At 39.6% G+C, this 18,429-nt stretch carries 14 protein-coding genes; 4 read left to right on the top strand and 10 right to left on the bottom strand.

The window, feature by feature from the left end; all coding sequences use genetic code 11:
• Nucleotides 1-114 precede the first annotated feature (114 nt).
• The 9 genes from FBT53_RS00650 to cobA form a co-directional block, all read right to left on the bottom strand.
• A complete protein-coding gene (locus tag FBT53_RS00650) occupies nucleotides 115-1,557 on the bottom strand; it encodes a rubredoxin (protein WP_136949244.1) in 1,443 nt (480 codons plus the stop codon).
• An 11-nt stretch (nucleotides 1,558-1,568) separates the two neighbouring features.
• Nucleotides 1,569-5,096, bottom strand: a complete 3,528-nt coding sequence (locus tag FBT53_RS00645) for a nitrate reductase (protein ID WP_136949243.1) — start codon at nucleotides 5,094-5,096, stop codon at nucleotides 1,569-1,571.
• Nucleotides 5,097-5,224: 128 nt separating this feature from the next.
• Complete coding sequence (locus FBT53_RS00640; protein WP_240729727.1) at nucleotides 5,225-5,908, bottom strand: response regulator transcription factor; 684 nt, start codon at nucleotides 5,906-5,908, stop codon at nucleotides 5,225-5,227.
• Nucleotides 5,909-5,993: 85 nt separating this feature from the next.
• The gene (locus FBT53_RS00635; RefSeq protein WP_136949241.1) at nucleotides 5,994-7,277 is read right to left on the bottom strand and encodes an alginate export family protein; all 1,284 of its coding nucleotides are present in this window, start codon (nucleotides 7,275-7,277) and stop codon (nucleotides 5,994-5,996) included.
• A 42-nt stretch (nucleotides 7,278-7,319) separates the two neighbouring features.
• The gene (locus FBT53_RS00630; protein ID WP_010517638.1) at nucleotides 7,320-8,147 is read right to left on the bottom strand and encodes an ABC transporter ATP-binding protein; all 828 of its coding nucleotides are present in this window, start codon (nucleotides 8,145-8,147) and stop codon (nucleotides 7,320-7,322) included.
• 18 nt (nucleotides 8,148-8,165) lie between these two features.
• Nucleotides 8,166-9,005, bottom strand: coding sequence for an ABC transporter ATP-binding protein (locus tag FBT53_RS00625; RefSeq protein ID WP_136949240.1), 840 nt, complete (start codon nucleotides 9,003-9,005; stop codon nucleotides 8,166-8,168).
• 11 nt (nucleotides 9,006-9,016) lie between these two features.
• Entirely contained in the window at nucleotides 9,017-10,123 is a 1,107-nt protein-coding gene (locus FBT53_RS00620; protein ID WP_136949239.1) for an ABC transporter permease, read from the bottom strand.
• Between the two features lie 12 nt (nucleotides 10,124-10,135).
• Nucleotides 10,136-11,521, bottom strand: coding sequence for a CmpA/NrtA family ABC transporter substrate-binding protein (locus FBT53_RS00615; RefSeq protein ID WP_136949238.1), 1,386 nt, complete (start codon nucleotides 11,519-11,521; stop codon nucleotides 10,136-10,138).
• Nucleotides 11,522-11,721: 200 nt separating this feature from the next.
• Nucleotides 11,722-12,498 (bottom strand): uroporphyrinogen-III C-methyltransferase, encoded by a 777-nt coding sequence (gene cobA / locus FBT53_RS00610; protein WP_136949237.1) that lies wholly within the window; start codon nucleotides 12,496-12,498, stop codon nucleotides 11,722-11,724.
• Nucleotides 12,499-12,618: 120 nt separating this feature from the next.
• On the opposite strand from cobA, the gene nirB reads away from it, so the two are divergent.
• From nirB to FBT53_RS00590, 4 genes are read left to right on the top strand one after another with little or no spacing between them, the layout of a single operon-like run.
• The gene (nirB, locus tag FBT53_RS00605; protein ID WP_136949236.1) at nucleotides 12,619-15,132 is read left to right on the top strand and encodes a nitrite reductase large subunit NirB; all 2,514 of its coding nucleotides are present in this window, start codon (nucleotides 12,619-12,621) and stop codon (nucleotides 15,130-15,132) included.
• A 23-nt stretch (nucleotides 15,133-15,155) separates the two neighbouring features.
• On the top strand, nucleotides 15,156-15,533 hold the full coding sequence (gene nirD, locus FBT53_RS00600) for a nitrite reductase small subunit NirD (RefSeq protein WP_080319068.1): 378 nt from the start codon (nucleotides 15,156-15,158) through the stop codon (nucleotides 15,531-15,533).
• 20 nt (nucleotides 15,534-15,553) lie between these two features.
• Entirely contained in the window at nucleotides 15,554-16,141 is a 588-nt protein-coding gene (locus FBT53_RS00595) for a DUF4202 domain-containing protein (RefSeq protein ID WP_010517651.1), read from the top strand.
• Between the two features lie 3 nt (nucleotides 16,142-16,144).
• Nucleotides 16,145-17,953 carry a type IV pili methyl-accepting chemotaxis transducer N-terminal domain-containing protein gene (locus FBT53_RS00590; protein ID WP_136949235.1) on the top strand — a complete coding sequence of 603 codons (1,809 nt, stop codon included), beginning with the start codon at nucleotides 16,145-16,147 and terminating at the stop codon, nucleotides 17,951-17,953.
• 49 nt (nucleotides 17,954-18,002) lie between these two features.
• On the opposite strand, the gene FBT53_RS00585 is transcribed toward FBT53_RS00590, so the two are convergent.
• Complete coding sequence (locus FBT53_RS00585; protein ID WP_136949234.1) at nucleotides 18,003-18,359, bottom strand: pyruvate kinase; 357 nt, start codon at nucleotides 18,357-18,359, stop codon at nucleotides 18,003-18,005.
• Nucleotides 18,360-18,429: the final 70 nt, after the last annotated feature.

The following is an 18,429-nucleotide window of genomic DNA, read 5'->3' as shown; positions in this document are numbered from 1 at the left end:
GAAAAAGCAGAATGTAATAAGGGTTACGCATGGCAGGAATACTAAAACCTACAATACTACCATAGTAATACCAACTTTTGCTAAATAAATAGTTATGTAAATGTAAATCTTACACTACTTAGCCAAAACCAACTTTACAGGTTTAAAATTTGCTAAAGAAGCCTCACAAGTGGGGCAGCTATATAGCGATGGTAATTCTTTAAATGGAGTGTTTTTAGCTATTTTATTCTTTTTATCCCCTACGGCGGCATCATAAATAGTAAAACAATCTTGACATTGGTACACTGTACTACCCTCTTCCTTTGCCTTAAGTTGCACTTTCTCTTCTGTTGGTGCGGTCACCTTGTGCAATTGTTCAAAATATTTTTTACTTAACTCCATTAATAGGCCACTCAACTCTACCTTATCCACATCTTGTGCGTACACTACATAAGTATCTGTATTGGGGTCAAAATTTTTAAAGTGTAGCACATTGTAAGAGGGCCTAACCTCAAAATCCGCAACGAGTTTAGGTGGCGGATTCTTTTCTATTACAATAGAAGAAAAATGAGAGCGTTTGCCTACATCATTACTAATACCAAAGGTTAACCCATAGGTACTAATGTCATTTTGATCAAAATTACGCACTAGGAATCGTTTTAAATCTAATGCTTCTGCATCATCTACAGGCAAATGCCAGTTCATTTCTAACTGCGAATGGCGAACATTAATACCGTTTAACCCTAAAAAACGTTCCAAAGCAGGCCTACTCTCGGTTTTAATCCCTTTTACTATTAAAGATTTCCAAGGGGTAATACAGATTTTACCAATACCATTATCTAAACAGAAGCCGCAAAATTCTTTTAAAAATTTTAAATCGTATCGGTTGTTTCGCCAATAAAGCCCTAACCAAAACTGATCTAACCCCATTCTGTTCATCCCTTCATAATAAGGAAAGGTTAAATAAGGCGTTTGCAAGGGCTGCTGTATGTTTTTGTTGTTCGTTTCTAATTTTTGATTGATGATGGTGAACAGCTGGTCTACATTGTCAATTCCGGTAAACACTTCTTCTATGTTCCGCGCAATTTTTACGATATCCCAACTATAGATTAATACAGGATAAAACGCTTTGTTTTTCCAATGCGGAAGCATAACATTTAAATACCAATAATCTTCTTCTTCCGAAGCGATGAAGTTGAGGTTGCCGCTAAATAAGGGAACCAACCGTTGTTTGGGGTCTGTAATGTTTATTTTTAATTTAGGTTGATAGTTAAATTGCTCCAGCAAATACAAATACGTAGACCCTTTTAACCAATGGGTCATGTCAAAAATATCCGCAGTAACATAAGAGCAAACAATGTTTTGATAACTTCTGTCTGCTACGATGTTTGTATTAAACTCTGACAACAATTCTAGTTGTTTTTTGCTCTTTTGAGGTAATGGAAAAAGCAAATCTTGGCGCGAACCAAAAAACACTTCTTGCAGACCTGCAGCTTCTAACATGGCGATGCTATCCTTTAATTCGCCTGGTGAAGTAACCCCACCTTTAAAACATATGCGATGCAAATCGTCATTCATACCACCTAGATTTAAACCGTTTGTAATTGTGCTTCTAAAATTGCTTTCACTTCTGGTTTACAGCTACCACAACCTAAACCAGCACCTGTTTGTGCAACTAAATCTGTAAATCCGGTGCACCCTCCATTTATAGCTTTTTCTATATTGCCCTGCCCCACTTGGCTACAAGAACATACTAATTTCCCTAACATAGGTTCACCAGAAGGCGCGCCACGGAGCAGTTCGTCTCGCTTATCAGAAAGCTCAATTTCCTCTTCAATTAGCCGTTTAAACTCGGCAAACTCATTTTTATCTCCAATTAGGATAGCACCTTTTAATATATCGTCTTTAACGATACATTTTTTATAAAAACGCTTGTGCACATCCATAAGAACAATTTCTTGGTAGGTATCATCATTCTTGGGGGCATTTACCATACCAATACTACAGAGGTCCAAATCATCAAACTTTAAAATATTCATTAGGACAGAGCCATTGTAAATGCTACTTAAATCGCCTAGGATATAATTGGCAGCTACATCTGCTTGTTGTTCAGCAGCAGAGGTAATACCAAACAAACTGCCATTAAACTCGGCAATCTCTCCCATAGCAAAAATACTAGGGTCGCTTGTTTGCAGGTACGGATTCACAACCACTCCTCTACCTGTTTGTAAGCCCGCATCCTTGGCAATATCCATATTTGGTCTAGTCCCTATAGCGTATACAATAGCGTTACAATGTAATGTACGTCCCGTTTTTAGATTGATTTGTAAACTATGTGCAGCGCCATCAGCATCAAAGATGGTACTGACTTCATTATCAAAATAGATTTTAATACCCCGCTCTTGTACATCTTCTGCCAATAACCTACTCGCTATGGGGTCTAATTGGCGCTCCATTAAACGCGGTGCACGCTGAATGATACTAATTTCTAAACCAATTTTTTTTAATGATGCCGCTAACTCCAATCCCAATAATCCACCACCAACAATAGCTACATGTTGTTGTGCATTGGGTAAACCAGTATCATTTAAATAGGTTTTTAATCGGTCTGCATCCCCTTTTTCCCGCATGGTAAAACGCCCAGGCAAATCCATGCGTACCCCTTGAGGAACAAATGCACGGCTGCCTGTTGCCACAATAAGCAAATCATACGGATGTTCCTGGCCAAAATCATCATAAACCACCTTTTTCTGAGCATCTATTTTCTGAATCCCATTTTTAGCATATAAATTAACTTGAAGTTTTTCCAATTCGCCTTCTTTAAACTTTTTTAAAGCTTCCCAACTTAAATCTTCATTCACATATTCTGGTAGTAAAACCCGATTATAGAACGGGTTTTCTTCTTTAGAAAAAACAGATATCGTATCAATTTTATTTTTATCTCTATAGGTTTGGATAAAACGATAGGCAGCTGCCCCTGCGCCAATTACTACCAAATTCTGTTTGGTCTTTTTGTATTTTTCTACTTGTACAGCACTATATTTAAAGTCCGGCTCCTTAGAAATTGGGTCTACCAAGGCATGCGTTAAGTTATTTGCTCTACTAAAATCCTGATTAAGAATTTTGCCCCAATGCATGGGTAAAAACACTACTTTTTCCCGAATATCAAAATTGATTTTAACCTTTGCCCGCACCTCCCCACGAGGGTTTTTGACTACCACAACATCGCCTTCTTTTAATCCACGAATATGGGCGTCTACCGTATTCATTTCTAAAAAAGGTGTAGGGATATGGGTTAACAACCGCTTAACTTTCCCTGTTTTAGTTCGCGTATGCCACTGGTCCCTAACCCTACCCGTATTTAGTATCAACGGAAATTCTGGACTAGTAGCTTCTGATTTGTTGTAAAGACTTTGCGGTGCATTAAACTGTACTTTACCAGACAGGGTAAAGTAGTTTTGGTCAGTGAACAATCTTGGTGTACCTGGGTGTTCTGCGTGTGGTACTGGCCATTGAAAACTACCTTCTTTTTGCAAGCGTTCATGAGATAACCCAGCAATATCTATATTGGTGCCTTTCGTCATCAGGCAATATTCATCATACACCTCTGCGGCCGACTCATAATCAAACCCTTTAAATTCCATTTCTTGCGCAAAACGCCATAAAATTTCTGCATCTGGCAAGGCTTCTCCGGGAGCATCCAATACTTTAGGTAAATAGTTAATGCGCCTTTCGCTATTGGTCATAGTGCCTTCTTTCTCTAACCAACCTGCTGCGGGCAGCAGTAAATCTGCATATTTAGTAGTTTCAGAATTATGGCTGATATCTTGCACAATGACAAAATGGGCTTTCTCTAGGGCTCGTTCTACAAGCTTAGCATTAGGTAAGCTCACAACAGGATTGGTACAAATAATCCATACGGCTTTCATTTTACCACTTTCCAAGGCTTTAAACATTTCTGTGGCCGTGTAGCCAGGTTCTGCTTGGATGGGCCCAGAGTTCCAAAATTCTTGTACGGCCAACCGGTCTTTGGGGTTACCTAAATCTTTATGAGCTGCCAGTAAACTTGCCATACCACCAACCTCCCTACCACCCATAGCGTTGGGCTGCCCGGTTAAAGAAAATGGTCCGCTGCCGGGTTTTCCTATTTGCCCAGTTAAAAGTGAAAGGTTTAGTAAGGATACGTTTTTATCTACCCCAATAACACTTTGGTTAAGGCCCATGGTCCACATACTTATAAAACCTTTGGCATCTGCTATATATCTGGCCGCTTTTCTAATATCATCTACCGGTACACCACACAAATTGGCTGCCTGTTTTAAAGATAATTCAAAAGCTTTTTGTTTACACGCCTCAAAATTTACCGTGTGCTTGGCTATAAATCCTTTGTCTATTTTTTTCTTTTCTATAAGCCATCTTGCTATGGCATTGAATAGGATTACATCAGTTCCCGGTAATAGCTGTAAGTGCAAGTCTGCCAAAGCGCAGCTTTGTGTCTTACGTGGGTCTACTACAATAATCTTAACCTTAGGGTTTTTCTCTTTATGCGCTTCTATACGTCTAAACAAGATGGGGTGGCACCAAGCCGGATTGGCTCCTGCAATTAAAAAACAATCGGCCAATTCTATATCTGCATAGGCAATGGGTACGGCATCATTACCTACCGTTTTTTTATACCCTACTACGGCAGAACTCATGCATAAACGCGAGTTGGTGTCTATATTATTGGTACCAAAAAAACCTTTGGTTAATTTATTGGCTAAGTAATATTCTTCTGTTAGGCATTGCCCAGAAACGTACATACCCACACTGTTTGGGCCGTATTTTTGAATTATACTTTTAAATACTGCAGCGCCTCTTCTAAAGGCAACATCCCAAGACACCCGTTGTCTTGCATGGTTTTTACTCCACTTCATCTCTGGATATAGAATGCGGTCTGTGGTATCTTGTGCTACATAATTCAAGGTTTTTCCTTTGGAGCAAAGCATACCTTTGTTCACAGGATAATCTGCATCTCCTTCTAGGGTTATTGCTCCTTTTGGGTCTTTGTGTATCACCATACCACAACCCACACCACAATAGGAACATACAGTTTTATGTGAGGTAGAATTTTTCATAATCAAAGGAATTGCCAATGCTTATGGAAAATTATAAAAATACGTATTAATACGTAGTATTTATATCATAAATATGCGTCCAAAAAATAGCGTTTCAACAAAAAATAAGGGCAAACAGAAAGAATTGTTTAAAATGAGCTTAGATTGTGCGCTCTCGCTTTTTTGGTTAGGTCGATAAGGTTTTTCACCTCCATCTTTTTCATGAGGTTAAACCGATGCGTTTCTATGGTTCTTTTGCTATTCTGAAGCTTTTCTGAAATTTCTTTATTGGTATAGCCTTCCAGTATTAGCTCCAATACCTTTAATTCTTTTTTGGTTAAATCGAACGGTATTTCGCCTTCTACTTTTTCTGCAGCCCCATTAGCATTAGCAAATAAATTGTTCACCAATACATTAGAAATATCGCCACTAAAATATTTACCGCCGTTTTGTACGGTATGTATTGCTTTGATAAACTCTGCCTTGTCTGTGTCTTTTAACAAATAACCGCTGGCACCAGCCTTAACCGATTTAAGAATATACTCCTCAGAATCGTGCATAGATAAAATGATACATTTGGTTTTAAGGTCTTTCTGTATATTTAATTTTTCTACCGCCTCTATACCACCCATTTGCGGCATTCGAATATCGATTATCAACAAATCCGGGGCTTTTTGCGCTACCATATCCAAGGCTTCTAGACCATTACTGACTTCTGCAACTACATCTAAATCTTGTTCTTCTTCTAGTAGCGCACGAATGCCATCCCTTACCAAGGCGTGGTCGTCTGCCAAAACAATTTCTATAGTCTGCTGCATAGTTTGTGGGTCCATAACGCAAATGTAATTGAATTATCTATAAACTAGAAAAGGCCACATTGCCTAAACAACATGACCCAATCGAAGCAATGTGTTACTTTTATTTTTCTGCTGTGGTGAAAAATTTAGGTTTTATGATGAGCATGGCCCAAGCCCAATTTTGAGAACTTGCCGCATCTGCTTCTGCCACCCCTTTAAGCTCGTACATACCATCTGAAGGAAATAAGTGCGAATAGCCCACTTTTAAGGCAAAACCTTTAAAGCCTTGGGAATACACCAAATCTAATTCCGTTCCCAAAGATTTTTCGCCGCTTGGCAACTCTTCTGCGCCCGAGAAATTAAGCACTTTTGCCATTAGGCCACCTTTTTCTCCTAATTTAAAATTAGCACTTAAGTGTACATCTGTTAGCCCAACAGAATTAGCATGGTTACCTACGTAGAAGTAATCCATTAGACCATTAAACTTGTGATTGGTACCATATAAAGGAAAGAAAGCTCCTGTTTCCCCTGCGGTTTCACCGTCATTGCCGCTAATAAACTCCACTCCGGCACCTAGCCCTACTTTGGTCGATGCTTTATAGGTTACATCTAATCCTAGTAGACTAGCTCCTTTAACTTCTAAACCGCCTTGGCGCTCTCCAGATTGAAAATACGCATTGGCTGCAGCACCAAAACTACCTTTGTTGTATTTAAGGTGTACCCCAGCAGTAAACAAATTGTTTAGACCGTCTGCAGCTCCTTCGTCATCAAAATTTTGGAACCCATTATTCATTAACAAAGCACTCCCAGAAAACGAATCCCATTTCTGACTCAAATGCAGCATTTGCATGGTTTTATAGCTAAAGAATCCGGTAGTGTTGTACGCCGTACCCACAGATTGAAATCCGGTTGGGTTATCAAAATCTTGGTTAAATGCAAAGGCAAAATCCATTTTAAATTTATCCTTACCATATTTTATCATGGCGGCATCATGGTTACGACCTTGTTGCGCCCAATCTAACCCCCCTAAAATACGTTGGTCGTCATACGATAATACTTGTCGCCCTAATTTGGTAGACCACCCAGAACCTAGGTTCAATTCTGCCCAAGCTTCAAAAACGGCAAAAGAATCGTTTTGATCATCCGGTAAAATCTGTCTGTTCTCACCCCAAACTAAAACGTCTTGTATACTTAAGAATACATTAAAGTTCTCGGTTTTAAGGCCTGCGTTTAATCTTGCCCGCGTAGAAATGGCAAAACCAGGGTCTGCCGCATCCGGAATTATACTTCCAAATCCGTTTCTGTATTCCGTACGTGGTCTAAATTGACCATCTAAAGTAAACTGTGCTTGGGTGGTGGCAAGGCAAAAGATACCTAGGCCAATAGTACATATTAGCTTTTTCATACTGATTAAATGTTTGGGTTATTTAGTTTTTTATTGAAATTTTTAGTGTTCTAAAAAATCGATTAAGTGTTTTCTATACTTGTAGTAATCGGCATGTTCCAAGACCGATTTTCGGGTTCGGGGACGTTTGAATTCTATGGGCAAGACATCACCAATTTTTGCTCTAGGCCCGCTGGTCATCATAACCACACGGTCTGCTAAAAAGATAGCTTCGTCCACGTCATGGGTAATCATTACCGCAGTAATTTTTTCTTTATTCCAGATTTCAATCAAAATATCTTGTAGTTCGCCACGGGTAAGGGAATCTAACATTCCAAAAGGTTCGTCTAACAACAATACCTTGGGCTTTATAGCAAAAGCCCGTGCAATACCCACACGCTGTTGCATCCCTTGAGAGAGTTCGTTCGCCTTTTTATGAAAAGCTCCTTCTAGCCCTACCTTGTCCAGGTAATACATAGCAATGTCTTTTCTTTGGGATTTGCTGGCATGCGGAAAAACCTGATTTACCCCCAATAATACATTTTGCAAAGCGGTCATCCATGGCATTAAACTAGGTGCCTGAAAAATAACCCCGCGGTCTGGCCCTGGCCCTTTTATAGGACTACCCAAAACCGAAATACGCCCATCAGAAATTGGATTTAACCCTGCAATCATAGAGAGCATGGTAGTTTTACCACAACCGGAATGCCCAATAATGGTCACAAACTCTTCTTTTAATATCTGTAGATTTAGATGTTCTAAGACTACATAATCCCCTTTTGGCGTTGGGTATACCTTTTTAAGGTCGTTTAAATCTAACATTACGTTGTCTGACGGAAATGTAATTCCATTTTGATGGCCAAGTGCCTCTTTAGTAACTTCTACAACCATAATTTCTTCTTTTAAAGATTAGGCAACAAAACTTTTAGGAGCCATATCTGGCAAAACATATTCTTTCTTAGAGGCAGATTTACGCGCTTCTCCAATACCCATGAGGTATTCAATAATAGCGTTACGGGTCTTTTTGTATTCTGGATTATCATTTAAAGCCGTTTTATCCCTAGGTCTGTCTATATTTATCTTAAACTCTGGCCCTAGCGTAGCATTAGGCCCTGGTTTTAAGGGTATAATACGGTCTGCCATATAAATACCTTCGTCTACATCATTGGTAATTAACAATGCTGTACGCTTGTCCTTGCTCCAGATTTTTAAAATTTCGTCTTGTAAATTCCCTCTGGTCAAGGCATCCAAAGCCCCTAAAGGTTCGTCCATGATTATCATTTCTGGATTCATTGCTAGCGCTCTGGCCACAGATACCCGTTGACGCATACCCCCAGAAAGTTCTTTAGGTCTCTTGTTGATGGCCGGTAACAGATTTACCATTTTTACGTATTCCGTTACACGTTCTTTTAATTCGGTTTTACTTGCTTTTGGAAAAGCTTCTTTTACCGCCATGGATACATTCTGGCCTACAGTGAGCCAAGGCAAAAGGGAGTAATTCTGAAAAATAACGCCTCTTTCGTGACTGGTACCTTTTACCGGTTCGCCTTTAAACAGTACTTCGCCACTAGTAGGTTTTAGCAAACCATTAATCAAGTTGACTAGAGTAGTTTTACCACTACCGGTAAAGCCTACAATAGCCACAAATTCGCCCTCTTCTATACTAAGATTGATATCTGTAAGTACCTCTGTAGCTTCCGCTCCCGTGCCGTAAGTTTTATTGATGTTCTTTAGTTCTAAATACGCCATACCTCTTTTATTTAAGCTGTTGCGTTTTTATTGAAAGACACCATATTTTGTATGGTTAGCATGATACGGTCTAGTAAAAAACCGATTATCCCAATAACGAACATGGCAACGATTATTTTTGAGTTGGAATCGTTAGCGCCGTTCTGGAATTCTTCCCATACAAACGAACCTAATCCTGGACTTTGGGCTAATAATTCAATAGCAATCAATACCATCCAAGCTACAGATAAAGTAATCCGCAATCCTGTGAAAATTAGAGGTAAAGAGGAGGGTAATATCACTTTAAACACCTTTTGGATTGCTCCTAATTTTAAAACCTTGGCTACGTTGATGTAATCTTTGTCTACCGTTGATACGCCCATTGCCGTATTGACCAATGTTGCCCACATGGCACAAAGCCCAACACTTATGAACGATATGATAAATGCACTGTCTGAGTCTGAATCTTTGGTCATGGTTTTTACAATCATGAACACCAAAAGCAACCAAACCACAGGAGATACGGGTTTAAAAATCTGAATTAACCAGTTAAAGCTATTGCGTAAAGTTGGACTTAGACCTATAATAATACCAACAGGAACTGCAATAATCAAGGCTAAAAGGAAGCCAGCGAAAACCGTTTTTAAACTGGTAAAAATCTGGTCAACAAAAGAAGGCCTGCCTGTATACGTAATTGGCGCTTTGCCTTCTGCTTCTCTTTTTTCATTTAAAGCAGCTGTTTTGGCTTTAAACTCGGCTTTATCCGCACTAATGGTTTTATGGTCCGCAATAAGTGTATTGAAGGACGTCCAAACCTGAGCAGGAGACGGCAAGGTGTTGGGTTGACAGCTTACATCACCAGAAGCTATACACGCCGCCATCTCGTCTGCCGCGGCTTGACCTTGGTCGGTTAATGCTTTCTCAATTTTATAATCGGCCTCTATATTAAACAGTGCTTTTGCCCCCACATGCCACAATCCAATGAATAACAAAATGGATGCAAGCGGAATTAATACCTTTCTTAAAAAGGTCTGTACATTCCATTTAGGCATTTTAGGTAGCAGCTTGGTCGCTACAGCTTTTGCTGTAGCACCAAACTTTACATTATCATCTTTTACAACAGTAACACTTTGCTTCATGGTGAGTTTGTTTTAGAGTGATGAATCGTCTTTATTTCCTATCTCAAAACTGTTGATGTATCCAATTGGGTCTTTAGCATCATATGTTTTACCATCTATAAAATCAGTAGTTGCAGGCTTGTATCCATCTGTAGTTGGAATATCACTAGCAGGTATTTTACCTTCTGCCACTAAGGCTTCCGCAGCCTTTTTCCAGATGTCTGGTCTGTAGATATCCTTGATGGTTTCATCATACCAAGCGGCTGGCTTTGTGTCTGGAATTTGCCCCCATCTTCTCATCTGAGTCAAAAACCAAATACCATCAGAATAGAAAGGATACGTTGCGTTATACTTATAGAATACATTAAAATCTGGCATGGAACGTTTATCACCTTTTTCAAACTCGAACGTTCCCGTCATAGAATTGGCAAGAACCACCTCATCTGCACCAACATATTGTGGCATAGATAAAATCTTCACGGCTTCTGCTCTGTTTCCAGGTTCATCTAACCATTTACCAGCTCTAATTAATGCTTTAGTTACTGCTGTAGCTGTATTCGGGTTTTCTTCTACAAACTTTTTGGTCATTACAAATACCTTTTCAGGATTGTTTTTCCAGATATCATAATTGGTAGTTACTGGCACACCAATTCCTTTAAAAACGGCTTGTTGGTTCCAAGGTTCACCCACGCAATACCCATAAATAGTACCTGCTTCTAAAGTAGCTGGCATTTGTGGTGGTGGTGTAACAGACAATAATACTTCTGCATCTATTTGCCCTTGTACGTTATCTGCGGTGTATAAGCCCGGGTGTATGCCCGCAGCAGCTAACCAATAACGAATTTCATAATTGTGCGTAGATACTGGGAAAACCATTCCCATTTTAAATGCTTTACCACTATTCTTGTATTCAGAAATTACAGGCTTTAAAGCATCTGCTTTAATAGGATGTACCGGCTTACCATCATCTCCTTTTGGCACGTTTGGCTTCATCTTAGACCATACATCATTAGAAACCGTAATACCATTTCCATTTAAATCCATAGAAAAAGGTGTCACCAATTCGGCCTGTCTACCAAAACCAGCACCTGCTGCAATAGGTTGCCCTGCCAGCATGTGGGATCCATCTAATTGGCCATCAATTACACGGTCCAACACATTTTTCCAGTTAGACTGGGCTTCTACAGAAACAAATAAACCTTCATCCTCAAAAAAGCCTTTCTCTTTTGCAATGGCCAAAGGCGCCATATCTGTTAACTTAATAAAACCAAACGTCAATTGTGGTTTTTCAATCTCTAAAGCGGTAGAAGTTGTTTCAGCTTGTGCTAATTCTCCTCCCTTTTTCTCTTTTTTTCCTCCGCAGGCTACAAGTGCAGCCATAACAAGAAAAGCGGATAATTTTGTCATAATCGTTTTCATAAAGCGGTATTATTTAAATGGTTATTCTAATTCCTTATGTTGTAAATGTACGTATGAAATTATATTTAACTACGTATTATTACGTATTTATACTTAAAAATATCGATTATTATGTGATTGAGAATCTAAGTAGGGGGATTTTTGCAGAATGCAAAAAACTAAGGGATAAGATTTACAAATTGATAATTTAAAAGTTTGATTTACAGCACAGAATCCAATACACGCTGTATATCATCCTCAAAAAAGAAGTTATGCTCTGCCACTACATCTCCAATTATAAGTATACCTGGCTGCGTAACATCTATAGTGTTCGATACTTCTGCCATGGTGCCTAATGTACCCATAGTACAACTTTCATTTTCTAAAGTTCCGTTTTGCAAAATCGCGAAGGGAGTCCCAGGACTTTTATGTTGTAACAATACTTCTGACAACGCTTTCATTTTACGTATTCCCATAAGTATAATCAATGTGGCCGAAGATTGTGCCGCTAGACTTAAATCCTTAGAAAAAGACCCATCTCTCGTAGTTGCTGTTACTACCCAAAAGCTGGAACTTACACCTCTTTTAGTAATAGGTATACCCTGGCTAGCTGCAACTGCTGTAACGCTACTTACCCCTGGCACTACGGCTACGGGAATGCCAAAGGTATTGGCGTAAGCTATTTCTTCCGTGGCCCTACCGAACACATACGGGTCACCTCCTTTTAAACGCACCGCATGTCCGTAAGCAAAAGCGCTCTCTACCAATAGGGTATTAATTTCTTGCTGGTTTAGACTGTGCTGCCCGCATCTTTTACCTACGTATATTTTCTTAATACCAGCAGGAATTTTTGCTAATAACTTTTCTGAAACCAAAGCATCATACAAAACCACATCTGCATCCTGTAAAGTACGTAAACCCCTTACCGTTATTAAATCTTCTGCTCCTGGCCCTGCTCCCACCAAACTAATTCTCGCTTCTCTATCTATTGCTTTCATATGTATTTGGTTAGGTTATAATTATTGATTTCGCAACAATGATACGTATTTATTTCGAAATAAAAAGTAATAAATTAAGTAATAATACTTAGTTTTGATTCATCAATTAAGTAGAGGCTTATGAAAAATATAATTGTTATTGGTAACGGAATGGTAGGCTACAAGTTCTGTGAGAAGTTTGTTGCCGCCCAAACTACAGGGTTTACCCTAACGGTTTTTGGAGAAGAACCAAGACCTGCCTACGACCGGGTTCATTTAAGTGCCTATTTTGAAGATGAAAATGCTACAAAACTAGAAATGGCGCCTGCCTCATGGTACACAGAAAATAACATCAATCTTATTACTAATAACCGTATTGTAGATATTAATAAAGAAGCCAAAACGGTAACCGACCAACATAACCAACAACACACTTACGACTATTTGGTCCTAGCAACAGGTTCTGTGCCCTTTGTACCTCCTATTAAAGGTGTAGAAAAGGAAGGCGTTTTTGTCTACCGGACTATTGAAGATTTAGAAGGGATGATTGCCTATGCCAAACACATCAACCAAATTAAACCGAATGGTAAGGCGGCAATTCTTGGCGGCGGCCTACTTGGCTTAGAAGCCGGAAAAGCGGTTATGGATATGGGTTTAGAGCCTCATGTGGTAGAATTTGCTCCTAAATTAATGCCCAGACAATTAGATGCCCGTAGTAGTAAGGTGTTGCAATTAAAGCTAGAATCCATGGGTATTCACATTCACCTGAGCAAGGCTACCAATCAGATTTTGGGAGATGAAGTCATAACGGGAATGGAATTTGGCGAAGATGATATTTTAGAAACCGATATGCTCATTATTTCCGCGGGTATACGACCACGAGATGAATTAGGAAAAACCTGCGGCTTAAAAATTGGAATCCGTGGTGGTATAGAAGTGAATAATCGTATGCAAACGTCTGACCCTTATATCTTCGCCATAGGAGAAGTAGCCCTGTACAACCAAATGATATTTGGTCTTGTGGCTCCTGGTTATGATATGGCACATGTAGCCGTACAACAAATTTTAGGGCACACAGATACCACAATGGCGAGTGATATAGATATGTCTACCAAGTTAAAACTCATTGGTGTAGATGTAGCTAGTTTTGGCACTCCATTTATGCCTGCAGATAAAGGGTTATCTATCATTTTTGAAAATAAAACCCAGTTTCTTTACAAGCGCATCAACGTAAGTCTAGATGGTAAAAAATTATTGGGCGGTATTATGGTCGGTGATGCTGCTGATTATAGCATGCTACACCAAATATACCTAAATGGAATGGCCATCCCAGAAGACCCAGCACAACTCATCTTACCTGCCAGCGAGGGCGGTGGATTGTTAGGTAATGTCATGGATTTGCCAGACGAAGCCCAAGTGTGTTCTTGCGAGAGCGTTTCTAAAGGTCAAATTTGCCATACTATAGAAACAGGAGCTGCTACGGATTTGGCCGGTGTTGTTAGCTGTACCAAGGCAGGCACTGGCTGTGGAGGTTGCAAGCCTATGGTTAAAGACCTTACGGAAGCCACATTAAAATCGTTAGGCATAGAAGTCAAGGACCACATCTGTGAACATTTTGATTTTAACCGACAAGAACTGTATTCTTTAATACAGGTAAAAGGCTATGAAACATTCAATGAGGTTTTAGATAACCATGGTAATGGCGGACATGGATGTGAAATCTGTAAACCCGTAGTCGCTTCGCTTATGGCTACGATTCACGCCGATACAGCCAATAAAGAGTATGCTATACAAGATTCTAACGACCGATTTTTAGCGAATATTCAACGGAACGGCACCTACTCCGTAGTACCGCGGGTACCGGGTGGTGAAATTACGCCAGATAAACTCATCGCCTTAGGAGAAATAGCCAAGAAGTACGATTTGTATACCAAAATTACTGGGGGTGTCCGTATCGATTTGTTTGGCGCTACCTTAAACCAGCTTCCGCTTATTTGGAAAGAATTAATTAGCCACGGGTTTGAGAGCGGACATGCCTATGGTAAATCGTTACGTACCGTTAAAACCTGCGTAGGTAGTACGTGGTGCCGTTATGGTATGGACGAGAGTGTAAGCTTTGGAATAGAACTGGAGAACCGCTATCGTGGTATAAGAGCTCCACATAAAATTAAAGGTGGCGTATCTGGTTGTATTCGGGAATGTGCCGAAGCCAGAGGTAAGGATTTTGGCCTTATTGCTGTAGAAGGCGGTTGGAATCTCTACGTGGGTGGCAACGGTGGCGCCAATCCACGGCATGCAGAACTATTGGCGGAGCAAATAGACAACCAAACGGTTATTACATATCTAGACCGCTACTTAATGTTCTACATGCGTACGGCAAAACCTTTACAACGTACTGCTGCGTGGCAAGAACGTTTAGACGGTGGTATGGCGTATCTAAAAGAAGTAATTATAGAAGACAAACTAGGAATCGCGGCCGACTTGGAAGCCGAAATGCAAACCTTGGTCAATAAGTTTGAGTGCGAATGGACACAAGCCGTGAACAATCCAGAAATGATGAAACGCTTCAACCATTTTGTAAACAGTAAAGAAGAAGACGATAATTTGGTTTTTGTACCCATGCGCGAACAAAAAATGCCACAGCAATGGCAATAACCTATCAACCTAAAAATTAACCCATGGAAACATTTCTTTCTAAATATACCAAAACCGCTCCAGCAGAAGTCACCACATGGTTCAAAGCGGCTTCGGTAAACGATTTTCCAAAAGATGGCGGCGCCTGCGTTAAATACAAAGACAAGCAGATAGCCGTGTTCAATTTTGAGCGACTCAACCAATGGTTTGCATGCCAAAACTTATGTCCGCATAAGCTAGAAATGGTTTTGAGCCGTGGTATGATTGGCGACCACCAAGGCATACCTAAAGTAGCCTGCCCGTTGCATAAGAAAACCTTTTCCTTAGAATCTGGAGAAAACTTGAATGGCGATTTACCCGCAATAGCCACCTATCCCGTAAAAATTGAAGCAGGTTTTGTGTATATTGGCTTTTCTGATTAACGTCTGAAAAACCAATACCTATGGGCAACTCCCAAAAATTAGAACAGGCATTTGCCATGTTTGATGCTGCTAATGCTAAAGATCCTAATACTGAAGTGGTGAATGGGAAAACCTATCCCAAAGAACTACTTTATGCTGAGCGAATGACCGCAACTTTAAATCGTTTTGAACCAAATGCCACCGAGGCCTTACAGCTAACTGCTCGCTGCCAGCACATTTGCCGATGGGAAATACCTAGGGAAAGCTATGAGATGAACCGAACTGGTTATTTGTTATGGCGACAGAATTTAAAGAAATTCCATGCTAAGAAAGCAGCAGATATACTAACCCAAGTTGGCTACGACCAAGAAACCATAGATCGGGTACAGTTTTTATTACAGAAAAAACAACTGAAAAGAGACGATGAAACCCAATGTCTAGAAGATGTTATTTGTCTCGTTTTTTTAGAACATTACTATGAATCGTTCTTAAGCAAACATGATGATGCTAAAATGATAGGCATATTACAAAAAACTTGGAAAAAAATGTCTGAGAAAGGACATAAAGCCGCTTTGGAGCTCCACTACTCAGAAAAAGGTTTGCAATTAATACAACAAGCATTAGCATAGTATATGGCAGAAAACGGGCAGAAGCATCAAACGTTAGACACCCTTACTTTTTTAAGGGTTCGTAAATGGTATATTCTTGCCCTAGCTACTATAGCGTTAACTATTGTTGTAGCACAAATACTTATTCAAAATCATTTAGATTCCCAATTAAGCGACTCTAGAGTAATTAACGTTGCCGGCCGCCAAAGGGCCTACAGTCAAAAATTGGTCAAAGAAAGTCTATTGCTACAAAAAGGTGCGGAAGACACCAGCTTACCAGAACGATTAAAAGAGACGCTTTATGTTTGGGAAACATCGCACAGCGGGCTGTTATATGGTAATGATAGCATAGGTTTACCTAAAGAGGAAAATCCGGAAATTATACAGCTCTTTACAGAATTACAACCGCACCACACCACCATGGTAGAGGCCGTGAAAAGCATCTTGCAAAAGCAAAGAACCAAAGCTGCCATAGACCAAGAGATGAACACCTTGCTGCAAAACGAGCAGTATTTTTTGACCAAAATGGATGCTATTGTAAATGCGTATGATACTATTTCCAAAGAACGCCTGCAACAATTAAAACTTAAGGAATATCTTTTATTGGGTATATCATTACTGATTCTATTATTAGAGGTGCTTTTTATTTTTAAACCGATGTCTATCCAGATTAAAAGAACCATTGGCGATTTAATGCAGCGCAGACAACAATCGGAAATGGATGCCCAAAAAATCCAGAAAATTGCAGAGGATAGGCAAGCTTCATTACAGGAACTAAAAGAACTCAATTTTGCCATAGACAATGCCGCATTATTTGCCAGTACGGACCGCAACGGTAAAATTGCCTTTATCAGCAAAAAGTTCTTGGGGCTATTGGGCTTAGAAAAAACACCTGTAAATTCTTACCTGTACGAAGCATTAACGCAAAATGAAGGACAACAACAATATTTGCGCGAGTTACTGTCGTTGAAAAAACGCAACATCCGTACGGAAGAAATAAAAATACAAAACCACAAAGGGATAGAAATCTGGTTAGACATGTCTATTATACCCATGTTCCAAACCACCCTTAAGCAGAGTATTTTAATTCTATGTTCTGACAGTACGGAGCGTAAAAAGAACGAAGCCGAAATTGCGGCCTTGAACCAGCGTAATTATGAAGACCGTATGCAACAGAAACAAGTACAGGCTAGTTTAATTGTTGCCGGGCAAGAAGAAGAGCGCAAACGTATTGCAAAAGATATACATGATGGTATAGGGCAAATGTTGACCGCCTTACGCTTTAACATACAATCTATAAACTTAGACCACCCAGAAAAAGCCGCTGAAAAAGTAGCTTACCTTAAAGACTTAACGTCTGACCTGATAAAAGGAGTACGCACGGCAACCTTTAATCTAACCCCTCCTGAATTAGGAGACCACGGCATATTCCCCGCATTGCAAAAAATGACCACGGAATTGGCAAAACTTACTGGGCAAAATGTGCTTTTTGAAAATAAAGCTGAAGTAAACATTCGTTTTAATTCGCTTGCAGAAACCAATATTTACCGTGTAACGCAAGAAGCCGTGAACAATGCCATTAAGTATGCACAGGCCAATTATATCTTAGTTATTATTGATGTAACGGAAAACCTATTAAGTGTTTCTATTGAAGATGATGGAAAAGGTTTTGACACTTCAATATTAAGTAAACCACCTAAAAATAATAGCGAAGGTGGCATGGGTGTATTTTTTATGAAAGAACGTATTGGATACATTAACGGTCGTCTCTTTTTTAACTCCACCCCAGGCAACGGCACCAGAGTAACCATTAATTACATGCTAGAAGACTAATTGAAGACAAATTATTTTGACATTGAATTTCGGGAAAAAGTTTTACTTACTAGAACGGTTTGTTTTGTTTGGTAAAAAGCTCGTATATATATTGCTTTTCTTTAAGTGTAAATTTTTTATCCTGAAACCAATCGTACGCCTCAATTTTTCTGTTTTCTATCTGGGCTTGTCTAATGGCATCTAAAGAAACCATGTGCCAATGCACCCCCCGTTGGCGATATACAGAATACCCTACTTCTTCCATAATGTAAGACGGTTTGGGGTCATTTACTAATCGTGTACCGTTTTTAAGAATAGCTAAAGTTTTAGTTAGTTTTACAACCACAGAAAAGGTGTAACGCTTAAAATCATCGAACCCGTCTTGGGTAACATTATAGACTTTATCTCCAATTTCTAATGGTCTCATAGGCTAAACGGCGACAAAAATAAAGGCCTTGCATGGCTATGCCTAAAAAAATGTGATTTTGTTATCAACA

Source organism: Flavobacterium sp. ASW18X, from assembly GCF_005144745.1.
GTDB lineage: Bacteria > Bacteroidota > Bacteroidia > Flavobacteriales > Flavobacteriaceae > Croceivirga.
This window is presented reverse-complemented; position numbering and strand designations above follow the sequence as displayed.

Coding starts and splice junctions, on each gene's coding strand:
- FBT53_RS00650 (WP_136949244.1), bottom strand. CDS start 1,557: ATGAATGACGATTTGCATCGCATATGTTTTAAAGGTGGGGTTACTTCA.
- FBT53_RS00645 (WP_136949243.1), bottom strand. CDS start 5,096: ATGAAAAATTCTACCTCACATAAAACTGTATGTTCCTATTGTGGTGTG.
- FBT53_RS00640 (WP_240729727.1), bottom strand. CDS start 5,908: ATGGACCCACAAACTATGCAGCAGACTATAGAAATTGTTTTGGCAGAC.
- FBT53_RS00635 (WP_136949241.1), bottom strand. CDS start 7,277: ATGAAAAAGCTAATATGTACTATTGGCCTAGGTATCTTTTGCCTTGCC.
- FBT53_RS00630 (WP_010517638.1), bottom strand. CDS start 8,147: ATGGTTGTAGAAGTTACTAAAGAGGCACTTGGCCATCAAAATGGAATT.
- FBT53_RS00625 (WP_136949240.1), bottom strand. CDS start 9,005: ATGGCGTATTTAGAACTAAAGAACATCAATAAAACTTACGGCACGGGA.
- FBT53_RS00620 (WP_136949239.1), bottom strand. CDS start 10,123: ATGAAGCAAAGTGTTACTGTTGTAAAAGATGATAATGTAAAGTTTGGT.
- FBT53_RS00615 (WP_136949238.1), bottom strand. CDS start 11,521: ATGAAAACGATTATGACAAAATTATCCGCTTTTCTTGTTATGGCTGCA.
- cobA (WP_136949237.1), bottom strand. CDS start 12,498: ATGAAAGCAATAGATAGAGAAGCGAGAATTAGTTTGGTGGGAGCAGGG.
- nirB (WP_136949236.1), top strand. CDS start 12,619: ATGAAAAATATAATTGTTATTGGTAACGGAATGGTAGGCTACAAGTTC.
- nirD (WP_080319068.1), top strand. CDS start 15,156: ATGGAAACATTTCTTTCTAAATATACCAAAACCGCTCCAGCAGAAGTC.
- FBT53_RS00595 (WP_010517651.1), top strand. CDS start 15,554: ATGGGCAACTCCCAAAAATTAGAACAGGCATTTGCCATGTTTGATGCT.
- FBT53_RS00590 (WP_136949235.1), top strand. CDS start 16,145: ATGGCAGAAAACGGGCAGAAGCATCAAACGTTAGACACCCTTACTTTT.
- FBT53_RS00585 (WP_136949234.1), bottom strand. CDS start 18,359: ATGAGACCATTAGAAATTGGAGATAAAGTCTATAATGTTACCCAAGAC.